We start from the raw sequence: 19,146 nt of genomic DNA on the forward strand, positions 1-19,146 counted from the left end.
CGCGCTAGCTCCTCGCCATCTGGTGCTTGAGGAACGGCGATGCGGCGAGCAGGATGAGCAGCACCATGCCGAGCATGGTGAAGGAAAGCGCCGCCCCCAGCGGCCAGTTGAAGGCGGTGATGAACTGGCCCTCGATGATCGGGCCCAGCATAATGGCGTCCTTGCCGCCCAATATGCGCGGCTCCATGAAGGAGCCGATCACCGGCACGAAGATGAGGAAGATGGCGGCCATGATGCCCGGCATGCTGAGCGGCAGGGTGATGCGGCGGAAGGCCTGGGCCGGCGTGGCGCCGAGGCTGCGGCCCGCCTCGATCAAGGAGTCATCGATCGCCTGGAGCGAGATGTAGCAGGTGAGGATCGCATAGGGCAGGTAGGCATGGACGAGGCCGACGACGATCGCCGGATAGGAGAACAAGATGTTGAAGGGCTCGCGCAGCACCATGGTCCAGGAGAAGGTGCGCACCAGCGCGTTGGACCAGAAGGGCAGGATGATGAGAAGGAAGATCGCCTCGCGCCAGCGGCCCTTGATGTATTTGGCGAGGCCCAAGGCCGCGGGATAGCCGATGATGAGGCAGAGTGCCGTCACATAGAGGCCGAGCTCGACCGAGCGCCAGGCGTTGTACCAGTAGATCTGCTTGGTGAAGAAATCGGTGTAGTGCTTGAGGGTGAACTGCACCTCCTTGCCGCCCAGCGGCGAAGCAGTGAGGAAGCTGAAATAGAGCATGGTGGCGAGCGGCAGCAGCACCGTCACCGCCAGCCAGAGATAGGCCGGTGCGGTCAAGGCGAAAACGGTGCGGGCCTGGCGCGTCATTACTGTCCGTCACCCCGGCGAAAGCCGGGGCCCATTAAATTCTTTCCGCTTGGCGGGAATCGCATGCATTTCCACGAATTCAAGGGGTCCCGGCTTTCGCCGGGAATGACGGATGTAAGATTGCGAACCTTAAAGCGCGAAGCTCGTCTTCACTTCGTCCCAGAGCTCCTGGTTCTTCTGCTTCTGCTCGTCGGAGACGGGCGCCATCCACTGGACGCGCTTCACCACTTCGGGGTCGCCGAGCACCGTGCGGTTGAGCGCATCGGCCGGCAATTGCGCATTGGCCTTGGCGTTGGCGGATGCGGGCGCGCCGATGTCATTGTCCCATTTCACGTAGAATTCGGGATCGACCATGAAGTTGATGAAGGCCGCCGCCCCTTCGGCATTCGGCGCCTTGTCGGCGATGGTGAGGCCGTCGAACCAGCCGATGGCGCCTTCCTTCGGCACCACGAATTCGACCGGCAGCTTCATCGCCTTCTTGGAGCGCGCCGCCGAGCCCGACCAGTAGACGGCGATGTCATAGTCGCCCGCCGCCATGTATTTGTTCCACTCGTCTTCCGACGACCAGAAGGTCTTGATCTGGCTCTTGAGCGCCTTGAGCTTGTCCTTGACCTTCTCCAGATCGGCCGGCGCGTTCATGTCCTGGCCGGTGGCGAGGGCGGCGATCTGGATCGATTCCAAGGCGTCGTCGCGCCAGCCGACCTTGCCCGCATGGGCCGGATCCCACAGAGCGCCCATCGTGTCGGGCTTGGCCGAAATCTTCTGGGTGTTGTAGGCGAAGGAGGTGAGGCCCCACACCCAGGCGATGGCGAAGTGCTTGCCACCCATGACGAAGCGGTCGCTGTCGCGCAGCGACGGCGCGAGGTCGCCGAAGTTGGAGAATTTCGACGTGTCGAGCGGCTGGATCAGGCCCTCATGGGCGGCTTCCATGACATAGATGTTGTTCATCAGCACGACGTCATAGGTGCCGGGGCTGGTGCGCAATTTGGTCAGCATCTCCTGCTCGGAGTTGAAATAGTCATGCACGACCTTGATGCCGGTCTTCTTCTCGAACATCTCGAGCGCCCATTTCTCGTCGGTGCCATAGCCCTGCCAGTTGAGGACCTTGATCTCGCCGGCGGCATGGGCGATGCGGCCGGTAAGGCCGAAAGTGGCAGCGCCGCCCATCAAGGCGAGAGCGGAGCGGCGGGACAAAACAAAGCGTGACATGGACTATCTCCCTAGGTTTTTATGGACTTTATCGGACGGGCGGCAGGCCAGCAATCGGCGGCTCATCCGGGCAGGTTCGTATCGTTGAATGTTAGTATACACACAAATTTATGACATCCGCAAGAAGGCGTCGATCTCCGGCCGCGTCGGGGCGGCGGCGGATGCGCCTCGCTTGGTCGTGGACAGAGCCCCGCAGGCGGCGGCAAACCGTACCGCCTCGGCAAGCGGTTTTCCGTCATCGAGCGCTGCGGCGAGCCCGCCATTGAAGCTGTCGCCCGCCGCCACCGTATCGATGGCATCGACCTTGAAGGGCGGGATGAAGCCCTCTTCCTTGTCGCCCGAGAAAGCAACGCCTTTGGCGCCGAGCTTGACGAGGGCGATGCGGAAGCCCTTGGCCTTGAGCTCGCGCGCGGCCCGCAGCCCGTCATCGGGTGTCATGGGCTGCCAGCCGAGAAGTCCCGCCGTCTCACTCTCATTGGGCGTGATGATATCGACCGTGGCGGCCACCTCGGGCGGGAAGGGCTGCTTCGGCGCCGGTGCCGGATCGAGAATGACGATGCCGCCCCTGGCGCGCACGATCCGCGCGGCGGCCAGCGAGGCGCCGAGCGGCACTTCGAGCTGGAGCAGCAGCACGCGTGCATTTTCGAGATCGGCGCGGGCGCGCTCGGCGTCGCTCGCATCGATGGCCGCATTGGCGCCGGCGATCACCGAGATCATGTTCTGGCCGCCTTCGCCGACTTTGATGATGGCAATGCCGCTCGGCGAATTCTCATCGCGGCGGATAGAACCAAGATCGACATTATAAGAAGCGAGCTCAGCGCGCGCAGCATCGCCGAAGGAATCAGCGCCGACGCGGCCGACGAAATGAACCTCGCTGCCGAGCTTGCGTGCCGCCACCGCCTGATTGGCGCCCTTGCCGCCGAGGCCCATCTTGTAGCCCATGCCGTGCAGCGTCTCGCCCGGCTTCGGCAGGCGATCGAGATAGGCGATGACATCCATGTTGATGGAGCCGAAAACCGCAACACTCATTATTCACATCTCCCCGCAAAGGCGCCTTTGCATATGCGCGAACAATGCGTCGCGGGCAACCTCGGTCAAAACTTCGTGCGGCCCTTCCGCGTCACCGGCAAAGTGGGTGCGGCCATCTTCCCCGCCTGACGTCGTGACCGTCAGCGTGCCGCGCCGGCGCGCGAACAGATCCGGCCACAGAAGGGCTGCGATCACCGCCGCGTCATGGATGGCGGCCGGATGGGCATTGCTGCCGGCATAGGGCAGGAGCTCGCCGCACAGACGCGCCGGCGCCGCGGCAGATTGGGCCAAGTGCCGGGTCATGTCCGCAGGCACGATCAGCGTGCGGGTGATGTCGAGCGGGATGAGGGTGATGTCGATGCCGGATGCGAAGACGATCTCGGCGGCCTGCGGATCGGCCCAGATATTGAGCTCGGCATGGGGCGTGGCATTGCCGCGGCCAAGCGCCCCGCCCATGATGGCCAGCCGCCTGGGCCTGTGTCCGTTCTTTATCAGCTCCGCAATATTGGTGAGCGAGCCGATGGCGCAGACGACATCTGCATCGACGGCGCGGCGGATGAATTCTTCGCGAGCCATTCGGTGCGCTGGTCTTTGCGGGGCCGCGAGCGGCAATATGCCGTCGCCGCCCCAGACATCGGTCGAATGCCGCACCGTGATGGCGAGGGGCTTGGCGGCGCCCTGGAAAAGTGGAAAGCGGCAGGCGAGCCGGCCCATGACCTTCTCGGCATTGGCCGTCACGGTGTCGATCGGCGCATTGGCGGCAACCGTCGACAAACCGGTCACCTCCAATTCCGGAGATGCCATGGCCAGAGCCAGCGCGATGGCATCGTCGAGGCCCGGATCGCAGTCGAGAAGGAGGCGAATCGCGCTCATCGCACACCCATAAGGGGTCTTTTCAAGTGCGGCCAGAGTGGTGGATCCAGAGGTCAGAATCCCATGTTGCGTTGCGCAATTTCAGGGCATGGGCTGGTCAAGTTTTGGCCAATCAGGGTTTAAGTCTATGAATTTGATCGTGTTTATTGTGTCAAGAAATAGTCACTGCAATTTCAACTAGTTAAGACGTTCGATTGTTAAGGTTTGATGAAATTGACGGTGGGAACAGCCATGCGAATTTCGCATTGCACAAATTGGTGCGATGCACCATATTACTCTCGTCGAAAGCAACCAACCAACCTGTCAATCCATAGGGGAATGACCCATGTTCAACTTCTTCTCTGACGGCCTCAAGCGCTGGAACCGCTACAACATCACCAAGCGTGAGCTCGACCTGCTCACCGACCGTGAGCTTGCCGATCTCGGCATCATGCGCTCCGACATTCCGCGCATCGCGCGCGAGAGCGTTGCCCGCTAAGCTCACCCAAAGAGAAATTCGCGAGCCTCATCCTTCGCCGTCGCGTATTGCGTCCTGGCGAAGTGATCATGGCTCCGCATAAAGAGCCCGCCGGTCCTCCCCTGGCGGGTTCTTCGTTTTATAGGACCGCGGGATTTGTCCCGAAAAGTCTGCAACTTTTCGGGATCCAGCTCTTAAAATGCGCAGACCCCGACAGTGCCGTTTCCGCTTGCGGCAATCCGCCGTGCCTTCCCAGTTGCGAGTCCATTTCCCATGTGATAACCCACGCGCGCGGCTTCAGGCGGGACCCATGCCGCACGTGCTTTATCAAGTGCGATTATCCAATAAATTCATGTGCTTCCGTTCCAGTGGCGATGGTTCGACAAGCGCGGGTTCGGCGGGGAGTTGTCGTGGCTCAAGGTGATCAGACGGTATCAGGCGTCCCCGGACGTTATGCGACCGCCCTTTTTGAACTGGCTCAGGAAGCCAATGCGGTCGACCAGATCGGCGCCGATCTCGCAAATTTCCAGGCCCTTCTCGATGAATCCGACGATCTGAAGCGCCTCGTCCGCTCGCCCGTCTTCTCCGCCGAGGACCAGATTTCCGCCCTCGAGGCACTGTGCGCAGAGGCCGGCATCAAGAGCCTCGCCCTCAATTTCATCAAGCTCGTCGCGCAGAACCGCCGGCTCTTCGTCCTTCCCGACATGATCAAGGCGTATCAGACGCTGGTCGCCCAGTCGAAGGGCGAGATCAGCGCCGAAGTCACTTCGGCCGACGCGCTTTCCGCCAAACACCTCGCCGACCTCAAGGCCGCCATCAAGGCGAGCGTGGGGCGCGATGTGCAACTCTCCACCCGGGTTGATCCCGCCATCCTCGGCGGCCTTATCGTCAAGGTCGGCTCGCGCATGGTGGACAATTCGCTCAAGACCAAACTTCAAAACCTCAAGATCGCGATGAAGGGGACCGGCTGATATGGATATCCGCGCCGCCGAAATTTCCGCAATTCTCAAGAAGCAGATCAAGGACTTCGGCAAGGAAGCCGAAGTGTCCGAGATCGGCCAGGTGCTCTCCGTCGGTGACGGCATTGCCCGCGTCTACGGCCTCGACAATGTGCAGGCCGGCGAAATGGTCGAGTTCCCGAACGGGATCCGCGGCATGGCCCTCAATCTCGAAGTCGACAATGTCGGCATCGTGATCTTCGGCTCCGACCGCGACATCAAGGAAGGCGACACGGTCAAGCGCACCGGCGCCATCGTGGAAGTGCCGGTCGGCCGCGAGCTCCTCGGCCGCGTGGTCGATGCGCTCGGCAATCCGATCGACGGCAAGGGCCCGATCAAGTCGAAAGAGCGCCGCCGCGTCGACGTCAAGGCGCCCGGCATCATCCCGCGCAAATCGGTGCATGAGCCGATGTCGACCGGCCTCAAGGCCGTCGACGCGCTGATCCCGATCGGCCGCGGCCAGCGCGAGCTGATCATCGGCGACCGCCAGACCGGCAAGACCGCCATCGTTCTCGACACCATCCTCAACCAGAAGCCGATCCATATCGCCGGACCCGACAAGGAAAAGCTCTACTGCGTCTATGTGGCCTGCGGCCAGAAGCGCTCGACCGTCGCCCAGTTCGTCAAGATCCTGGAAGACAATGGCGCGCTCGAATATTCGATCATCATCGCCGCCACGGCGTCGGATCCCGCCCCGCTGCAGTATCTGGCGCCGTTCACCGGCTGCACGATGGGCGAATATTTCCGCGACAACGGCGCCCATGCCGTGATCGCCTATGACGACCTTTCCAAGCAGGCCGTCGCCTATCGCCAGATGTCGCTGCTGCTGCGCCGCCCACCGGGCCGCGAAGCCTATCCGGGCGACGTCTTCTATCTCCATTCGCGCCTGCTCGAGCGCGCCGCCAAACTCAATGACAGCCAGGGTGCGGGTTCGCTGACCGCCCTTCCGATCATCGAGACGCAGGCCAATGACGTGTCGGCCTATATCCCGACCAATGTGATCTCGATCACCGACGGCCAGATCTTCCTTGAGACCGATCTCTTCTATCAGGGCATCCGTCCGGCCGTGAACGTCGGTCTGTCGGTGTCGCGCGTCGGCTCATCGGCGCAGATCAAGGCGATGAAGCAGGTTGCCGGCAAGATCAAGGGCGAGCTCGCTCAGTATCGCGAAATGGCGGCCTTCGCCCAGTTCGGCTCGGACCTCGACGCCGCAACCCAGCGTCTCCTCAACCGCGGTGCCCGCCTGACCGAGCTCCTCAAGCAGCCGCAATTCTCGCCGCTGAAGACCGAAGAGCAGGTCGTGGTGATCTATGCCGGCGTGAACGGCTATCTCGACGGGCTGCCGGTCAACAAGGTGCGTGATTTCGAGGATGGGCTGCTGCGCCTCATCCGCGAGAGCCATGCCGACATTCTCGACTCGATCCGGACCGAGAAGCAGATCTCGGACGCGGTCGGCGACAAGCTCAAGAATGTCGTGGCGGGCTTCGCCAAGTCGTTCGCCTGATCATCCTGAACGAGGCTAGGAGCTGAAGGCAGGACGATGCCAAGTCTAAAAGACCTCAGAAATCGCATCACCTCGGTGAAGTCGACCCGCAAGATCACCAAGGCGATGCAAATGGTGGCGGCGGCGAAATTGCGCCGCGCCCAGGAATCGGCGCTTGCCGCGCGTCCCTATTCGGAGCGCATGGCGACGGTGCTGGCCAATCTCTCGTCCTCGATGGAAGGCCGCGATGACGCGCCGCAGCTCCTCGCCGGCAATGGCAAGGACCAGACGCATCTTCTCGTCGTGTGCACCGCCGAGCGCGGTCTGTGCGGCGGCTTCAATTCCTCGATCGCGAGGCTGGCGCGCGAGCATGCCGACAAGCTGCTCGCCCAGGGCAAGACGGTGAAGATCCTCACCGTCGGCAAGAAGGGCAACGACATCCTGAAACGGCTCTATGGCCGCTTCATCATCGACACGGTCGATCTGCGTGCGGCGCGGACACTCGCCTTCAGCCATGCCCAGGGCATCGCGCAGAAGGTGTTGAAGCTGTTCGAGGATGGTCAGTTCGATGTCTGCACGCTGTTCTTCGCCGAATTCAAGTCGGTGATCTCGCAGAAGCCGACGGCGCTGCAGCTCATCCCGGCAGCTGTCTCAGGCGGCAAGACGCCCGATCTCGGCGGCGCCATCTATGATGCCGAACCCGATGAGGGCGAAATCCTCGCCGATCTGCTGCCGCGCAATATCGGGGTGCAGATCTTCCGGGCGCTGCTCGAAAACGCAGCGTCCGAACAGGGCGCCCGCATGAGCGCCATGGACAGTGCGACGCGCAATGCCGGCGACATGATCAACAAATTGTCGATCCGCTACAACCGTCAGCGCCAGGCGCAGATCACCAAGGAACTCATTGAAATCATTTCGGGCGCGGAAGCGCTCTAGACCGACGACAGAAGGAACAGCGAAATGGCGAAGAAACCCGCAAGTGTGAAGGCCGCCAACGGCAAGTCGGTCGGCCGCATCCGTCAGGTGACGGGCGCCGTTGTCGACGTGCAGTTCGACGGGCATCTGCCGGAAATCCTGAACGCGCTCGAGACCCAGAATGGCGATGTCCGCCTGGTGCTCGAAGTCGCCCAGCATCTCGGCGAGAACACGGTGCGCACCATCGCCATGGACTCGACCGAAGGCCTGGTGCGCGGCCAGGAAGTCGTCGACAGCGGCGCCCCGATCACCATCCCGGTGGGCGATGAGACGCTGGGACGGATCATGAATGTCGTTGGCGAGCCGGTCGATGAAGCGGGCCCGATCAAGACCAAGTCGGCTCGCGCCATCCACCAGCCGGCGCCCGAATTCGTCGAGCAGTCGACCGAAGCGCAGATCCTCGTCACCGGCATCAAGGTCGTCGACCTGCTGGCGCCTTACGCCAAGGGCGGCAAGATCGGCCTGTTCGGCGGCGCCGGCGTCGGCAAGACCGTGCTCATCCAGGAGCTGATCAACAACATCGCCAAGACCCATGGCGGCTATTCGGTGTTCGCCGGCGTCGGCGAGCGCACGCGCGAAGGCAACGACCTCTATCACGAGTTCATCGAATCGGGCGTCAACCAGAAGGGCGGCGGCAAGGGCTCCAAATGCGCTCTGGTGTACGGCCAGATGAACGAGCCGCCGGGTGCCCGCGCCCGCGTCGGCCTCACCGGCCTCACCGTCGCCGAGCATTTCCGCGACCAGGGCCAAGACGTGCTGTTCTTCGTCGACAACATCTTCCGCTTCACGCAAGCGGGTTCGGAAGTGTCGGCTCTCCTCGGCCGCATCCCCTCGGCGGTGGGCTATCAGCCCACCCTCGCCACCGACATGGGCGCGCTGCAGGAGCGCATCACCACCACGACCAAGGGTTCGATCACCTCGGTGCAGGCCATCTATGTGCCGGCCGACGACCTGACCGACCCGGCGCCGGCCACCTCCTTCGCCCATCTGGATGCGACCACCGTGCTGTCGCGCGCCATCGCCGAGAAGGGCATCTATCCGGCGGTCGATCCGCTCGACTCGACGTCGCGCATGCTCGACCCGCGCGTCATCGGTGACGAGCACTATCAGACGGCGCGCCGCGTGCAGGTCATCCTCCAGCGCTACAAGGCGCTGCAGGACATCATCGCCATTCTCGGCATGGACGAGCTCTCGGAAGAGGATAAGCTGACTGTCGCCCGCGCGCGCAAGATCGAGCGCTTCCTGTCGCAGCCCTTCGACGTCGCCGCCGTGTTCACCGGCTCGCCCGGCGTCCAGGTCAAGCTCGAAGACACGATCAAGGGCTTCCAGGGCCTGTGCGAAGGCAAGTATGACTATCTGCCCGAACCCGCCTTCTACATGGTGGGCACGATCGAAGAAGCGGTCGAAAAGGGCAAGCGCCTGGCCGAGGCGGCCTGATCGTCATGGCGCTCCATTTCGAACTGGTTTCGCCGGAACGGCTGCTCTTCTCGGGCGATGTCGCGGAAGTCGACATTCCGGGCACTGAGGGCGATATGGGCATCCTTCCCGGTCATGCGCCGGTGCTCTCGACCTTGCGTCCGGGCGTCGTCACGGTGACCAAGGAAGGTGGCCAGAAGGAGCGCATCTTCGTGCGCGGCGGCTTCGCCGAGGTCAATCCGCAGGGGCTCACGGTTCTCGCCGAAGTAGCCGTGCCGGTCGCCGAGCTCCATGCCGATCTTCTGGCGCAGCAGGTCAAGGACGCGCAGGAAGACGTTTCCGATGCGCAGGACGATGAGACGCGCCGGCGTGCCCAGGAAAATCTCGATCACCTGCTGGCGCTGCAGGGCGCTCTTCAGTGAGAGCTTTCACAATCTGATTGAAGGGCCCGCCTCGCGCGGGCCTTTGTTTTTGGGGGGACGTGCCATGGAAGAAGCTCGGGCGAGAAGCAAGCTGTCGATCTGGCTGATCGGACTACTCCTTGGACCGATTATCCTGATGTTGTGGTTAGGCCGCGGCTGGCTCGCCTTCTTCTATCTTCTGGCACAGCTGATCCTGATCGCTCTTGCTCTCCTCGTGGTCGGGACCGGTGTCGTCGCGCCTCCTGCCTTTGCCGATTTCGACGTCATGGTCCTTCTTGTGAACGCCCTGTTCAACATTGTGGGCATCGTACATGGCCTGAGGATCAGAGAGGCTTCGTCAGCACGGCCATGGTTTTCCCGCTGGTATGTCGCGATCGTGCTCACATTTGCCCTGAGCTGGCTCATTCCATTCGGGATACGTGAACTCCTGTTCCAGCCTTTCAATATACCGTCCGGCAGTATGATCCCGGCCCTGACGCCCGGCGATCATGTCTTTGTATCGAAGACCGCCTATGGCTATAGCCGCTATTCCTTCATCTTGGGACCGAACTTCTCCGGGCGTATCTGGGGCGCCGAACCGCGGCGTGGTGATATCGTCGTCTTCAAATTGCCGCGTGATAATCAGACAGACTATGTCAAGCGCCTCATCGGGTTGCCCGGCGATCGAATCCAGATGCGAGATGGCATCGTCCATCTCAATGGAGAGGAGCTCAAGCTTGCGCCGGTTCAGGGCGTTCCGTGCCTCGGCTATGATCCGTGCAACTATTTCCGCGAGACCCTGCCTGGCGGAAACTCATATGTCGTCAATGATTCCATAGCCAATGGCGCGGCGGACAGTACGCCAGAGTATATTGTTCCCGATGGCCACTACTTCATGTTGGGCGACAATCGCGATAATGCGCTCGACAGCCGCTTTGCAGACAATGCGCCGGGCGGAGGAGTAGGCTTCGTTCCTTATGAAAATCTCGTCGGGCGTGTTGCCGTGATCTATTGGAATTCTTACGGCACCAGGATCGATGACCGGTTGCAAGGCTATCCGGGCAAATGAAAAAGCCCGCTGTGAAGCGGGCTCTTCCTTAGGTTAGCGAGACTGGCCGCCGCCCTGGCGCTGCTGATGCTTCGGGCGCCATTTGCCGTTGCCGCGGTTGCCCTGCGGCCGCTGGCCGGGCTTCTTGCGCCAGGAAGGCTGGTTCTGGTTGGGGTGGTGATGACCCTGGGGGCCGCCTGAGCGCTCATTGCCTTCGGGTGTGGCGAGGCTCATGGCATGCTGGGTGACGGGGATCTTCTGGCGGATGGTGCGCTCGATGTCGCGCAGCAGCGGACGCTCCTCCGGATCACAGAAGGCCACCGCTTCGCCCGAGGCGCCGGCGCGCGCGGTGCGGCCGATGCGATGCACGTAGGAATCGGGCACGAAGGGCAGGTCGTAATTCACCACATGCGACACGCCATCGATGTCGATGCCGCGCGCGGCGATATCGGTCGCCACCAGCACGCGCAGCTTGCTGCTCTTGAAGCCGGCAAGGGCGCGCTCGCGCTGGCCTTGCGACTTGTTGCCGTGGATCGCCGCCGATTCGATGCGCTGCTTGATCAGCCCCTTCACCACCTTGTCGGCGCCGTGCTTGGTGCGGGTGAAGACCAGCGTGCGCGGCATGGCGTTGTTGGCGAGGAGATCGATCAGCAGGTTGAGCTTGTTGCGGGTTTCGACATGGATGATGCTCTGGTTGACGCGCTCGGCGGTCGTCGCCACCGGCGTGATCTCGACGCGCACCGGATCCTTGAGGAGGGCGTCGGCGAGGCCGGCGATCTCCTTCGGCATGGTCGCCGAAAAGAACAGGTTCTGGCGCTTCGCCGGCAGGAGGCCGGTGATCTTGCGGATGGCGTGGATGAAGCCCAGATCGAGCATCTGGTCGACTTCGTCGAGAACGAAGACCTCGAGCTTGGCGAGCGACAGCACGCGACGGTCGATGAGATCGACAAGCCGGCCAGGCGTGGCGATCAGGATGTCGACGCCTTGGCCTACGGTGCGGATCTGGTTGTTGATGGAGACACCGCCGAAGACGGTGGCCTGCGACAGGCGCAGGAACTTGCCATAGGTGCGGAAGCTCTCGCCGATCTGGGCGGCGAGCTCACGCGTCGGCGACAGAATGAGGGCCCGGCAGGTGCCGCGGTCGGGACGGCCCTTGAGCTTGGCCAGCCGGTCGAGGATGGGCAGCGCGAAGGCCGCCGTCTTGCCGGTGCCGGTCTGGGCGATGCCCAGCAGGTCGCGGCCCTTGAGCAGCTCCGGGATGGAAGCCGACTGGATCGGTGTCGGGGTCTTATAGCCTTCGCTGTCCAGCGCCTTGAGGAGGGACGCGTTGAGGCCGAGTTCGTTGAATTGAGTCAAAATAATCACTTTCGTTCGGAACGGATGAGCAGCGCCGTCCGTCCGAAACGGGCATGCGCTGAGAGGCGCAAGCCCTGGGCGGCGCTGAAACCTTCCGCGTGACAGGAATGTTCGGGGATGCCCGCTTGAGCCGGATAGGGCACCCGGTCTTGAACCGGTGCCGCTTCACGCATCCTTTGATGCTCGCGAGCAGGCGCTATATGGGGCCAGAGCCCCGGAAAGTCAAAGGCTTAAAGCGGCAGCAATTGCCGCAGGCAGATCGGCATGCCGGTTAACCACCTTTTGCGCCCCCATTTGCGCCAAGGTCCGGCCCAGCGCGTCGCCGTCATGGGCGAGCCCGGTGAAGCCAATGACATGGCAGCCGGCGGCGACCGCCGAGGTGACGCCGGCTCTGCTGTCCTCGATGACGAGGCAGGCTTGGGGCTTCACCTGCGCGCGCCGCGCCGCCTCGACATAGACATCGGGGGCAGGCTTGCCCAGGGCGACATCCTCATAAGTGGTGATGCGGTCGCCAAAGAATCCGGTCAGGCCGGCAATGCGGAAGGCCGCCTCGACGCGATGGCGCGGGCTGTTGGAGGCGACGCTCATCGGCAGCTTCATCGTGGCCAGAGTGGCATGGATATCGGGGGCGGCCTTGAGCTCGCGCTCATACAGAGCCAGCAGGCGGCGGTTCTTGTCCGCGCTCACATCGTCCGGCAGCTTGATGCGATAGTCGCTTTCGATCCTGTCGATGAAGGCTTCGAAAGTGAGGCCGATGAACTGGGCGCCGACTTCCTCGACCGTCATCGCAATGCCGTTCTCGGCCAGGATGTCGCGGTCGACTTCCATCGACAGAGGCTCGCTGTCGACCAGGACGCCGTCACAATCGAAAATGACGTGCTTGAACATCAGCCGGCAGGGCTCGCAAATCGAGAGGACGGACCGGTTCGGGAAATCGGCGGGCAAATCACAAATCAGGCTCCGAGATGGCGGAAGGCGGCAATGACCTTCTCATAGACTTGGCGCTTGAAGGGGACAATGAGATCGAGCACCTCATTCATCCCGGCCCAGCGCCATTGATCGAATTCCTGCTTGTGGCCGGGCGGCGCCAGATTCACCTCGCTGTCGGGCCCTTCGAAACGAAGCGCAAACCACTTCTGCGTCTGGCCTTTGTACTTGCCGCCCCAGGACCTGCCGATCAGGTGATCGGGCAGATCGTATTTGTACCAGTCGGGCGCCTCAGCGATCACCTTGGCCGAGGTGACGGCGGTCTCTTCGGCAAGCTCGCGGATGGCGGCCTCTTCAGGCGTCTCGCCCTTGTCGATGCCGCCTTGCGGCATCTGCCACCACTGACCGCCACCCTCGTCATTGGGCTTGTCGGCGCGCCGGCCGACCCAGACCAGTCCCTTGGGGTTGATCAGCATGACACCCACGCAGGGGCGGTAGGCCATATCCGAGTTCTTCTTGCTCACGCGGGTCCTTTCGAAGCCGGCATGGTTTTAATGGCTGTTGGCTTGGCGTCAAGCGACGGGGTTCACCCCGTCCGGCCGCGATAGGCCGCGCTGACGGGCACCAGCAATATGCCCTTTTCGGCGAGCGAACGCGACCACTCATCGACGGCATCGATCGTCACATCGAGGCCGGTTCCGGTGCCGATGGCGAGCCCCGAGGCCCGGGCCTCGGCCTCGAGATCGGCGAGCGCCTGCTCGATGCTCGCCTGGGCCGGGTCGGCGTCGATCACCTTGGCGCCGGTCTTGACCGGCAGGCCGATGATCTTGCCGATCTGGGCCGTCATGCTCTGGCTCGCGGTGCCGTCATCGAGGAAGACAAGGCCGCGCTTCTTCATCTCGGCCAGCACCGGGCGCAAGGCGCCGATATCGGCGAGGAACCTGGCGCCCATATAATTGGTGATGCCGGTATAGCCGGCGAAACGGCCCATATGCCAGGCGAGCGCGTCGAGATTGGCGTTGGTGTCGCCAGCCGCCATCAGGGTCTTGGGACCGGGATTGCTGGCAGGGTAGCCAAAGGGCTCGAGCGGCAGCTGCAGCATGATCTCATGCCCCTGGGCGCGGGCGCGGTTCACCTGCGCCTGCAGATCCTCGCCATAGGGCGCGAAGGCGAAACTCACCTCGCCCGGCAGCTTGCCGATGGCCTTCTTGGTCAGTTCCGTATTGAGGCCCATGCCGCCCAGAAGGATCGCCACTTTCGGCATGTCGGAATGGACGATACCGGCCGGAACCGGACGGGCATAGACATTCTGCGGTTTCTTGTTGCCGGTGCCGATGCGCGGCAAGGTGCCATAGGGGCCGGTCTCGCTGACCTCGGCCAAAGGTGCGGGCTTGAGGGTGCGGCGCGGCGAAACGATGATCGCCGCCTCGGTCTCGACCGTTTCCTGCGGGGTCGATTCGAGAATCTCGATCTTGCGATTCTCGCCAGCATTGGGCCTTTCAGCGGTCTCGTCCTGGTCCTCGGGGGCGGTCTCCGGCGCCTTGTCGGTCGCGGCGGTCATGATCTCGAGCGGCGGGATCTTGACCATGACGACGGGCTCGCCGGCATAGGGGTAGGGCGTGCGGATGAGCCACAGCGCGCCAAGGGTCAGCAGGAGAGCGGCCGCCACCGAAGCCGCCAGCAAGGCGGAGGGGCGCTTGGCCCAGAGCTTCTCGAAAGCCCCACGCTTGCGCAAAGGTTGCCGCAGTTCATTTGCCCGCATGAGCGATTCGTCTCCCGTCGGGCATGCTTGCGCGGAAGGGTTAATTTCGCGTTTAACTGTTGAATTACAACGGGATTTTATCCGTCATAGGCCGCCGCGGGACGTGGCGGTCAGTCCTTCTTGCTGTTGAAGTTGTTGTTGACCCGCTTTTTCTGCACCGTCTTTACCTTCTTCACCTTCTTCCGGGCGGGCGCCTTTTCGTAGCCGCGCGCTTTCATGCAGTCCTTGACGTAGTTGCTGCGGCCGATGGCCTGGCCGATCAGGCCGCCCAGCACGGCGCCGACAATGACCTGGCGCGAGCCATTGGACTGCGCTTCGCATTCATCCTCGGCGATCTGGGCCTTCGACCGCTTGTCGGGCCCGACCTTCTTGTAGTCGGCGAGGGCGGGATTGAGCGAGGTCGCGGCCAAAGCCGCCACGCAGCCCAAAACGACCACAGACCGTGAAAATACTGCGCGGCGCAAAGCTGCTTTGGCCGCGGAAATGACTGCCCTGATCGACATTGTCGCCCCCCGAAACAATTATCCAAGGTCTACTTCATAGACGAGTTGCAACTCTGCGACAAGACCCTGTCGATAAGAGAAGCGCGCGACCGGTTGCCCCGATCGCGCGCTCCATGTTCCGCAGCAGCGAATGTCAGTTGGCGTTGGTCTCGTTGTTCGTGCCGTTGATCGGCTGGTTAGGCTTGGCTTCCTTGGGCTTGGCGTTGGTCGCCACCTTGACGCCGTGCAGCACGTCGATCGCCGCCTTGAGCTGCAGATCCTTGGCCCTGTCGTCGGGCACATAGGCCGAGGATCCGCCGCCTTCGTCGCCGCCGCCTTCATTGGTCAGGTGGCCCTTGAGGCTGGCTTCGCCCTTGGTCGAGGTGTCCTTGCCAAGAAGCTCCGGCGGCAGCTCCTGCTCTATGATCGTATCGGGATCGATGCCCTTGGCCTGGATGGAACGGCCGGCGGGCGTGTAATAGCGCGCCGTCGTCAAACGTAATGCGCCCTGGCTGCCGAGCGGGATGATGGTCTGCACCGAGCCCTTGCCGAAGGAGCGCGTGCCGATGAGGGTGGCGCGCTTGTGATCCTGCAGAGCGCCGGCGACGATCTCGGATGCCGAGGCCGAGCCGCCATTGATCAACACGACGACCGGCTTGCCGTCGGAGAGATCGCCCTTCTGGGCGTTGAAGCGCTGGGTCTCGTCGGCATTGCGGCCGCGCGTCGAGACCACCTCACCGCGGTCGAGGAAAGAATCCGATACCGAGATCGCCTGGTCGAGCAGGCCGCCCGGATTGTTGCGCATGTCGATGATATAGCCCTTGAGCTTGTCACCGGCGTCCTTCTTGATCTGGTTGATCGCCGCCTCGAGACCTTCCTGGGTCTGCTCGGTGAAGGAGGAGATGCGGATATAGCCGACATCCTTCTGCGGGCCCTCGATCTCGAATTTCACCGACTTCACCCGGATGACATCACGCACCAGCTTGAATTCGAGCGGCTCCTTGGCGCCCTGGCGGGCCACGGTGAGGGTGATCGGCGTATTGACTTTGCCGCGCATCTTGTCGACCGCCTCATTGAGGGTGAGGCCCTGCACTTCGGCGCCGTCGAGCTTGATGATCAGGTCGTTGGCCATGATGCCGGCCTTGGCGGCGGGCGTGTCGTCGATCGGCGCCACCACCTTGACCAGGCCGTTCTCCATGGTGACCTCGATGCCGAGGCCGCCGAACTCGCCCTTGGTCTGCACCTGCATTTCCTGGAAACGCTTGGCGTTCATGTAGCTCGAATGCGGATCGAGTGACGTGAGCATGCCGTCGATGGCGGCCTCGATCATCTTCTCTTCATCCGGCGGCTCGACATAGTCGGAGCGGACGCGGTCGAACACGTCGCCGAACAGGTTGAGCTGCTTGTAGGTATCGGAATTGGACGCCGCAATGGCGCCGCTCAAGGCCTGCCACGCCACCGTCGCCGACACAGCACCGGCCAGAACCAATCCAATTGAACGCATCTTCATATCAGGCCTCATCCTCGGGCTTGCGCGAAGCCGCCGATCCACCAGGGTGATGAATCGATCGCTTCGCCGTTCTTCCGGAACTCTATATATAATACGGGGCGGCCATCTTGCAGCTGGTCGCCGGTCAGCGTCCCCGGTGCGGCGCTTTTTCCCATTATCCCCACAGGCTCTCCGGCTTGCAGAAACTGTCCCTGCTCGGCCGTTATTTCGCCCAAGCCTGCCAGGAGCACATGATAGCCGCCGCCCGTGTTCAAGATCAAGAGTTGGCCATAGGAGCGGAACGGGCCGGCAAATTCCACATGGCCGTCGACCGGGGTCACCACCTGGGCATCGGCCCTGGTGGCGACGAAAACGCCCCGGGTGGTGCCGCCGAAGCCGTCATTCACGCCATAGGCCTTCAGGATCTGCCCTTGCGCCGGGTATTGCAGGCTGGCCCGGATGTCGGCGAAGGCCATGCGCGGCTGGAGCTTCTTGGCGGCCTCGATCCGCGCCTGTGCCTCGGCCTTGGCCTTGAGCTCGGCGGCGGTCCTGGCTTCCGCCTCGGCGCGGGCCTTCTCGGCGGCCTCGGCCTTGAGGCGCTCCTCCTCCAGCTGGCTAAGGAGCTGCTTCATGTCCTTTGCCTTATCGGCAAGTTCCCGGGCCCGCTGTTTCTCGGCCTTCAGCCTTTCGGTCGTATCGGCGAGCAGCGATTTCTTGCGGGCCTGCAGGTCGGTCATTTCCCGGCGCGAGGCCAGGAGCCGGGCGACATGATCCCTGAGGCGCTCCTGCTCGGCCTTGGTCTGGACTTTCAGCGTCTCGAGCCGGGCGAGCTGGGCCGACAGGGCCGCGGCATCCTGGCGCAGCTCCGGCACGATGGTCCCGAACATCATGGCGCTGCGCAAAGCGGAGAGAACGTCGGTCGGCTCGACCACCAGGGCCGGCGGCGGGTTGCGCTCGATGCGCTGGAGGCCGGCGAGCAGGCGGGATATCTCCTCGCGCCGCGCCGCCAGACTCGAATGGATCCTGAGCTGCTCGGCATCGAGCTCGCCAAGGCGCTCCTCGGCCGACAGGATCGCCGCCTCGCGCGACTGGATCTTCTCGGCGAGCGCGATCAGCTTCTGCGACAGGGCGGCTTGCTCCTCGACGATCGCCTGGCGCTCCGCCGTCATCTGTTCCTGCAGCGACTTCGAGGCATCGATCTGCTGTTCGATGGTCGAAAGGTCATCCGCCGTCTGGGCCCGCGCCTGAGACGTCACGGCGGCAAGAACCGCCATGGCCGCCAGAATGGGGCGCAAATTGGGGAGCGACGACATTGTCGGCAAATTATCCAGCAGCCATGTCCAAAATGGGGCTTGAGTGCGGCGTATTGGTATCAAGAAACGGTTATCGGCCTATCACTTCACGCACGGTGATAGGGATGTTTAACCAAAATGGTGACCGCCCGGTAAATCTGCTCGGACAGCATCACTCGCGCCAGGCGGTGAGGCCAGGTCATGGGGCCAAGCGACAGGAGCAGGCCGGCCTTGCGGCGAAGCTCGCCGCCATGCCCGTCAGGCCCGCCGATCAGGAAAGCCATGGACCCGGTGCCCTGATCGAGATGGCGCCTCAAGAGCCCGGCGAAATCCTCGCTCGATAAGGCCTTGCCCCGCTCGTCGAGCACAACAGTAAAGGAAGGATCGGGACAGGCGCCGGTGAGGAGGTCCGCTTCCGCCGCCATGCGGCCGGCGGCATCGGGCAATCTGGATTCGCCAAAATCGCGCGTCTCGAGGGCGGTGATGCCGCAGGAGCGGCCAAGTCCCCTGGCGCGTTTGGCATAGTCGTCGAACAGCGCAAGCTCGGGCCCGGCCTTGAGCCGGCCAATGGCGAGAACGTGGAGCTTCATCGAACCCCTATTTGCGGCGCTCCCTTATCGCCAAAGCGGTGCCCGTATTGGCGGGAAGCGCTGTCAGGCGACGCGTTCGTCGGGCGCGTGATCTGACCAGAGTTTCTCGAGATTGTAGAAGCTTCTGACTTCCGGCCGGAAGATGTGCACGATCACATCGCCCGCATCGACCAGCACCCAGTCGGCATTCGGCATGCCCTCGATGCGCAGGTCCTTGCGGCCGTCGCCTTTCAGCTTCTCGACCAGCTGGTCGGCGATGGCGCCGACATGCCGGTTAGACCGCCCGGAAGCGACGATCATCCCGTCGGCGATGACGGCCTTGCCGTTGAGATCGATGGTGACGATGTCCTCGGCCTTGGCATCTTCGAGCTGGCTGAGGATGGTGGAGAGGAGAGGGTTCTTCGTCTTGCGCTTCGGCGCAGACTTACCCGCTACGGCGCGCTTAGGCGCGCCGCTTTTCTGTCTTGGCGCTGTCAGTGTGGATATCCTCTTCAAAAAGGCAGTTCATAGAGACTGCGTCAGTTCCCCTTGGGGTTTACTCGACACCC

Annotated in this window: 20 protein-coding genes; 7 read left to right on the forward strand and 13 right to left on the reverse strand. The window is 63.0% G+C overall.

Translation table 11 applies throughout. The features are described 5' to 3' along the window. Window positions 1–4: 4 nt before the first annotated feature. The 4 genes from DT068_RS27475 to DT068_RS27490 form a co-directional block, all read right to left on the reverse strand. Window positions 5–811, reverse strand: coding sequence for an ABC transporter permease (locus DT068_RS27475; protein WP_119393108.1), 807 nt, complete (start codon window positions 809–811; stop codon window positions 5–7). A 129-nt stretch (window positions 812–940) separates the two neighbouring features. Continuing rightward, a complete protein-coding gene (locus DT068_RS27480; RefSeq protein WP_119393109.1) occupies window positions 941–2,020 on the reverse strand; it encodes an ABC transporter substrate-binding protein in 1,080 nt (359 codons plus the stop codon). A gap of 108 nt (window positions 2,021–2,128) precedes the next feature. Then, on the reverse strand, window positions 2,129–3,049 hold the full coding sequence (rbsK, locus tag DT068_RS27485; RefSeq protein ID WP_119393110.1) for a ribokinase: 921 nt from the start codon (window positions 3,047–3,049) through the stop codon (window positions 2,129–2,131). Window positions 3,050–3,052: 3 nt separating this feature from the next. Next, window positions 3,053–3,922 carry a nucleoside hydrolase gene (locus DT068_RS27490; protein WP_119393111.1) on the reverse strand — a complete coding sequence of 290 codons (870 nt, stop codon included), beginning with the start codon at window positions 3,920–3,922 and terminating at the stop codon, window positions 3,053–3,055. Between the two features lie 325 nt (window positions 3,923–4,247). Here DT068_RS27490 and DT068_RS27495 point away from each other — a divergent pair, with 325 nt between their 5' ends. The 7 genes from DT068_RS27495 to lepB all read left to right on the forward strand — a co-directional run bounded on the left by DT068_RS27495 (window position 4,248) and on the right by lepB (window position 10,721). After that, window positions 4,248–4,400 carry a DUF1127 domain-containing protein gene (locus DT068_RS27495; protein ID WP_119393112.1) on the forward strand — a complete coding sequence of 51 codons (153 nt, stop codon included), beginning with the start codon at window positions 4,248–4,250 and terminating at the stop codon, window positions 4,398–4,400. Between the two features lie 389 nt (window positions 4,401–4,789). Further along, window positions 4,790–5,350, forward strand: coding sequence for a F0F1 ATP synthase subunit delta (locus DT068_RS27500; RefSeq protein WP_368905315.1), 561 nt, complete (start codon window positions 4,790–4,792; stop codon window positions 5,348–5,350). 1 nt (window position 5,351) lies between these two features. Continuing rightward, window positions 5,352–6,881 carry a F0F1 ATP synthase subunit alpha gene (gene atpA, locus DT068_RS27505; RefSeq protein WP_119393114.1) on the forward strand — a complete coding sequence of 510 codons (1,530 nt, stop codon included), beginning with the start codon at window positions 5,352–5,354 and terminating at the stop codon, window positions 6,879–6,881. Window positions 6,882–6,917: 36 nt separating this feature from the next. Continuing rightward, window positions 6,918–7,796 (forward strand): F0F1 ATP synthase subunit gamma, encoded by an 879-nt coding sequence (locus tag DT068_RS27510; protein WP_119393115.1) that lies wholly within the window; start codon window positions 6,918–6,920, stop codon window positions 7,794–7,796. Between the two features lie 24 nt (window positions 7,797–7,820). Beyond that, window positions 7,821–9,272 carry a F0F1 ATP synthase subunit beta gene (gene atpD / locus DT068_RS27515; RefSeq protein WP_119393116.1) on the forward strand — a complete coding sequence of 484 codons (1,452 nt, stop codon included), beginning with the start codon at window positions 7,821–7,823 and terminating at the stop codon, window positions 9,270–9,272. Between the two features lie 5 nt (window positions 9,273–9,277). Then, on the forward strand, window positions 9,278–9,673 hold the full coding sequence (locus tag DT068_RS27520; protein ID WP_119393117.1) for a F0F1 ATP synthase subunit epsilon: 396 nt from the start codon (window positions 9,278–9,280) through the stop codon (window positions 9,671–9,673). A gap of 64 nt (window positions 9,674–9,737) precedes the next feature. Next, window positions 9,738–10,721: a signal peptidase I gene (lepB, locus tag DT068_RS27525; RefSeq protein WP_368905316.1), complete on the forward strand. Its 984-nt coding sequence runs from the start codon at window positions 9,738–9,740 to the stop codon at window positions 10,719–10,721. A gap of 33 nt (window positions 10,722–10,754) precedes the next feature. On the opposite strand, the gene DT068_RS27530 is transcribed toward lepB, so the two are convergent. The 9 genes from DT068_RS27530 to rsfS form a co-directional block, all read right to left on the reverse strand. Beyond that, window positions 10,755–12,056 carry a DEAD/DEAH box helicase gene (locus DT068_RS27530; protein WP_119393118.1) on the reverse strand — a complete coding sequence of 434 codons (1,302 nt, stop codon included), beginning with the start codon at window positions 12,054–12,056 and terminating at the stop codon, window positions 10,755–10,757. Between the two features lie 222 nt (window positions 12,057–12,278). After that, on the reverse strand, window positions 12,279–12,944 hold the full coding sequence (locus tag DT068_RS27535) for an HAD family hydrolase (RefSeq protein ID WP_119393119.1): 666 nt from the start codon (window positions 12,942–12,944) through the stop codon (window positions 12,279–12,281). Window positions 12,945–13,009: 65 nt separating this feature from the next. Further along, the gene (locus tag DT068_RS27540; RefSeq protein ID WP_119393120.1) at window positions 13,010–13,507 is read right to left on the reverse strand and encodes an RNA pyrophosphohydrolase; all 498 of its coding nucleotides are present in this window, start codon (window positions 13,505–13,507) and stop codon (window positions 13,010–13,012) included. A gap of 62 nt (window positions 13,508–13,569) precedes the next feature. Beyond that, window positions 13,570–14,745 carry a divergent polysaccharide deacetylase family protein gene (locus DT068_RS27545; protein WP_119393121.1) on the reverse strand — a complete coding sequence of 392 codons (1,176 nt, stop codon included), beginning with the start codon at window positions 14,743–14,745 and terminating at the stop codon, window positions 13,570–13,572. A 110-nt stretch (window positions 14,746–14,855) separates the two neighbouring features. Then, complete coding sequence (locus tag DT068_RS27550) at window positions 14,856–15,248, reverse strand: hypothetical protein (protein ID WP_162914503.1); 393 nt, start codon at window positions 15,246–15,248, stop codon at window positions 14,856–14,858. A 133-nt stretch (window positions 15,249–15,381) separates the two neighbouring features. After that, entirely contained in the window at window positions 15,382–16,731 is a 1,350-nt protein-coding gene (locus DT068_RS27555; RefSeq protein ID WP_119393148.1) for a S41 family peptidase, read from the reverse strand. A gap of 14 nt (window positions 16,732–16,745) precedes the next feature. Beyond that, entirely contained in the window at window positions 16,746–18,029 is a 1,284-nt protein-coding gene (locus tag DT068_RS27560) for a murein hydrolase activator EnvC family protein (protein WP_119393123.1), read from the reverse strand. An 86-nt stretch (window positions 18,030–18,115) separates the two neighbouring features. After that, a complete protein-coding gene (rlmH, locus tag DT068_RS27565; RefSeq protein WP_119393124.1) occupies window positions 18,116–18,598 on the reverse strand; it encodes a 23S rRNA (pseudouridine(1915)-N(3))-methyltransferase RlmH in 483 nt (160 codons plus the stop codon). Between the two features lie 63 nt (window positions 18,599–18,661). Continuing rightward, on the reverse strand, window positions 18,662–19,093 hold the full coding sequence (gene rsfS / locus DT068_RS27570) for a ribosome silencing factor (protein WP_438816462.1): 432 nt from the start codon (window positions 19,091–19,093) through the stop codon (window positions 18,662–18,664). Between the last annotated feature and the right edge of the window lie 53 nt (window positions 19,094–19,146).

Source organism: Taklimakanibacter lacteus, from assembly GCA_003576695.1.
In the GTDB taxonomy this organism is placed as follows: Bacteria; Pseudomonadota; Alphaproteobacteria; order Rhizobiales; family Aestuariivirgaceae; genus Taklimakanibacter; species Taklimakanibacter lacteus.

Coding starts and splice junctions, on each gene's coding strand:
- DT068_RS27555 (WP_119393148.1), bottom strand. CDS start 16,731: ATGCGTTCAATTGGATTGGTTCTGGCCGGTGCTGTGTCGGCGACGGTG.
- atpD (WP_119393116.1), top strand. CDS start 7,821: ATGGCGAAGAAACCCGCAAGTGTGAAGGCCGCCAACGGCAAGTCGGTC.
- DT068_RS27510 (WP_119393115.1), top strand. CDS start 6,918: ATGCCAAGTCTAAAAGACCTCAGAAATCGCATCACCTCGGTGAAGTCG.
- rbsK (WP_119393110.1), bottom strand. CDS start 3,049: ATGAGTGTTGCGGTTTTCGGCTCCATCAACATGGATGTCATCGCCTAT.
- DT068_RS27490 (WP_119393111.1), bottom strand. CDS start 3,922: ATGAGCGCGATTCGCCTCCTTCTCGACTGCGATCCGGGCCTCGACGAT.
- DT068_RS27550 (WP_162914503.1), bottom strand. CDS start 15,248: ATGTCGATCAGGGCAGTCATTTCCGCGGCCAAAGCAGCTTTGCGCCGC.
- DT068_RS27535 (WP_119393119.1), bottom strand. CDS start 12,944: ATGTTCAAGCACGTCATTTTCGATTGTGACGGCGTCCTGGTCGACAGC.
- rlmH (WP_119393124.1), bottom strand. CDS start 18,598: ATGAAGCTCCACGTTCTCGCCATTGGCCGGCTCAAGGCCGGGCCCGAG.
- DT068_RS27475 (WP_119393108.1), bottom strand. CDS start 811: ATGACGCGCCAGGCCCGCACCGTTTTCGCCTTGACCGCACCGGCCTAT.
- DT068_RS27495 (WP_119393112.1), top strand. CDS start 4,248: ATGTTCAACTTCTTCTCTGACGGCCTCAAGCGCTGGAACCGCTACAAC.
- lepB (WP_368905316.1), top strand. CDS start 9,738: ATGGAAGAAGCTCGGGCGAGAAGCAAGCTGTCGATCTGGCTGATCGGA.
- DT068_RS27520 (WP_119393117.1), top strand. CDS start 9,278: ATGGCGCTCCATTTCGAACTGGTTTCGCCGGAACGGCTGCTCTTCTCG.
- DT068_RS27480 (WP_119393109.1), bottom strand. CDS start 2,020: ATGTCACGCTTTGTTTTGTCCCGCCGCTCCGCTCTCGCCTTGATGGGC.
- DT068_RS27545 (WP_119393121.1), bottom strand. CDS start 14,745: ATGCGGGCAAATGAACTGCGGCAACCTTTGCGCAAGCGTGGGGCTTTC.
- atpA (WP_119393114.1), top strand. CDS start 5,352: ATGGATATCCGCGCCGCCGAAATTTCCGCAATTCTCAAGAAGCAGATC.
- DT068_RS27560 (WP_119393123.1), bottom strand. CDS start 18,029: ATGTCGTCGCTCCCCAATTTGCGCCCCATTCTGGCGGCCATGGCGGTT.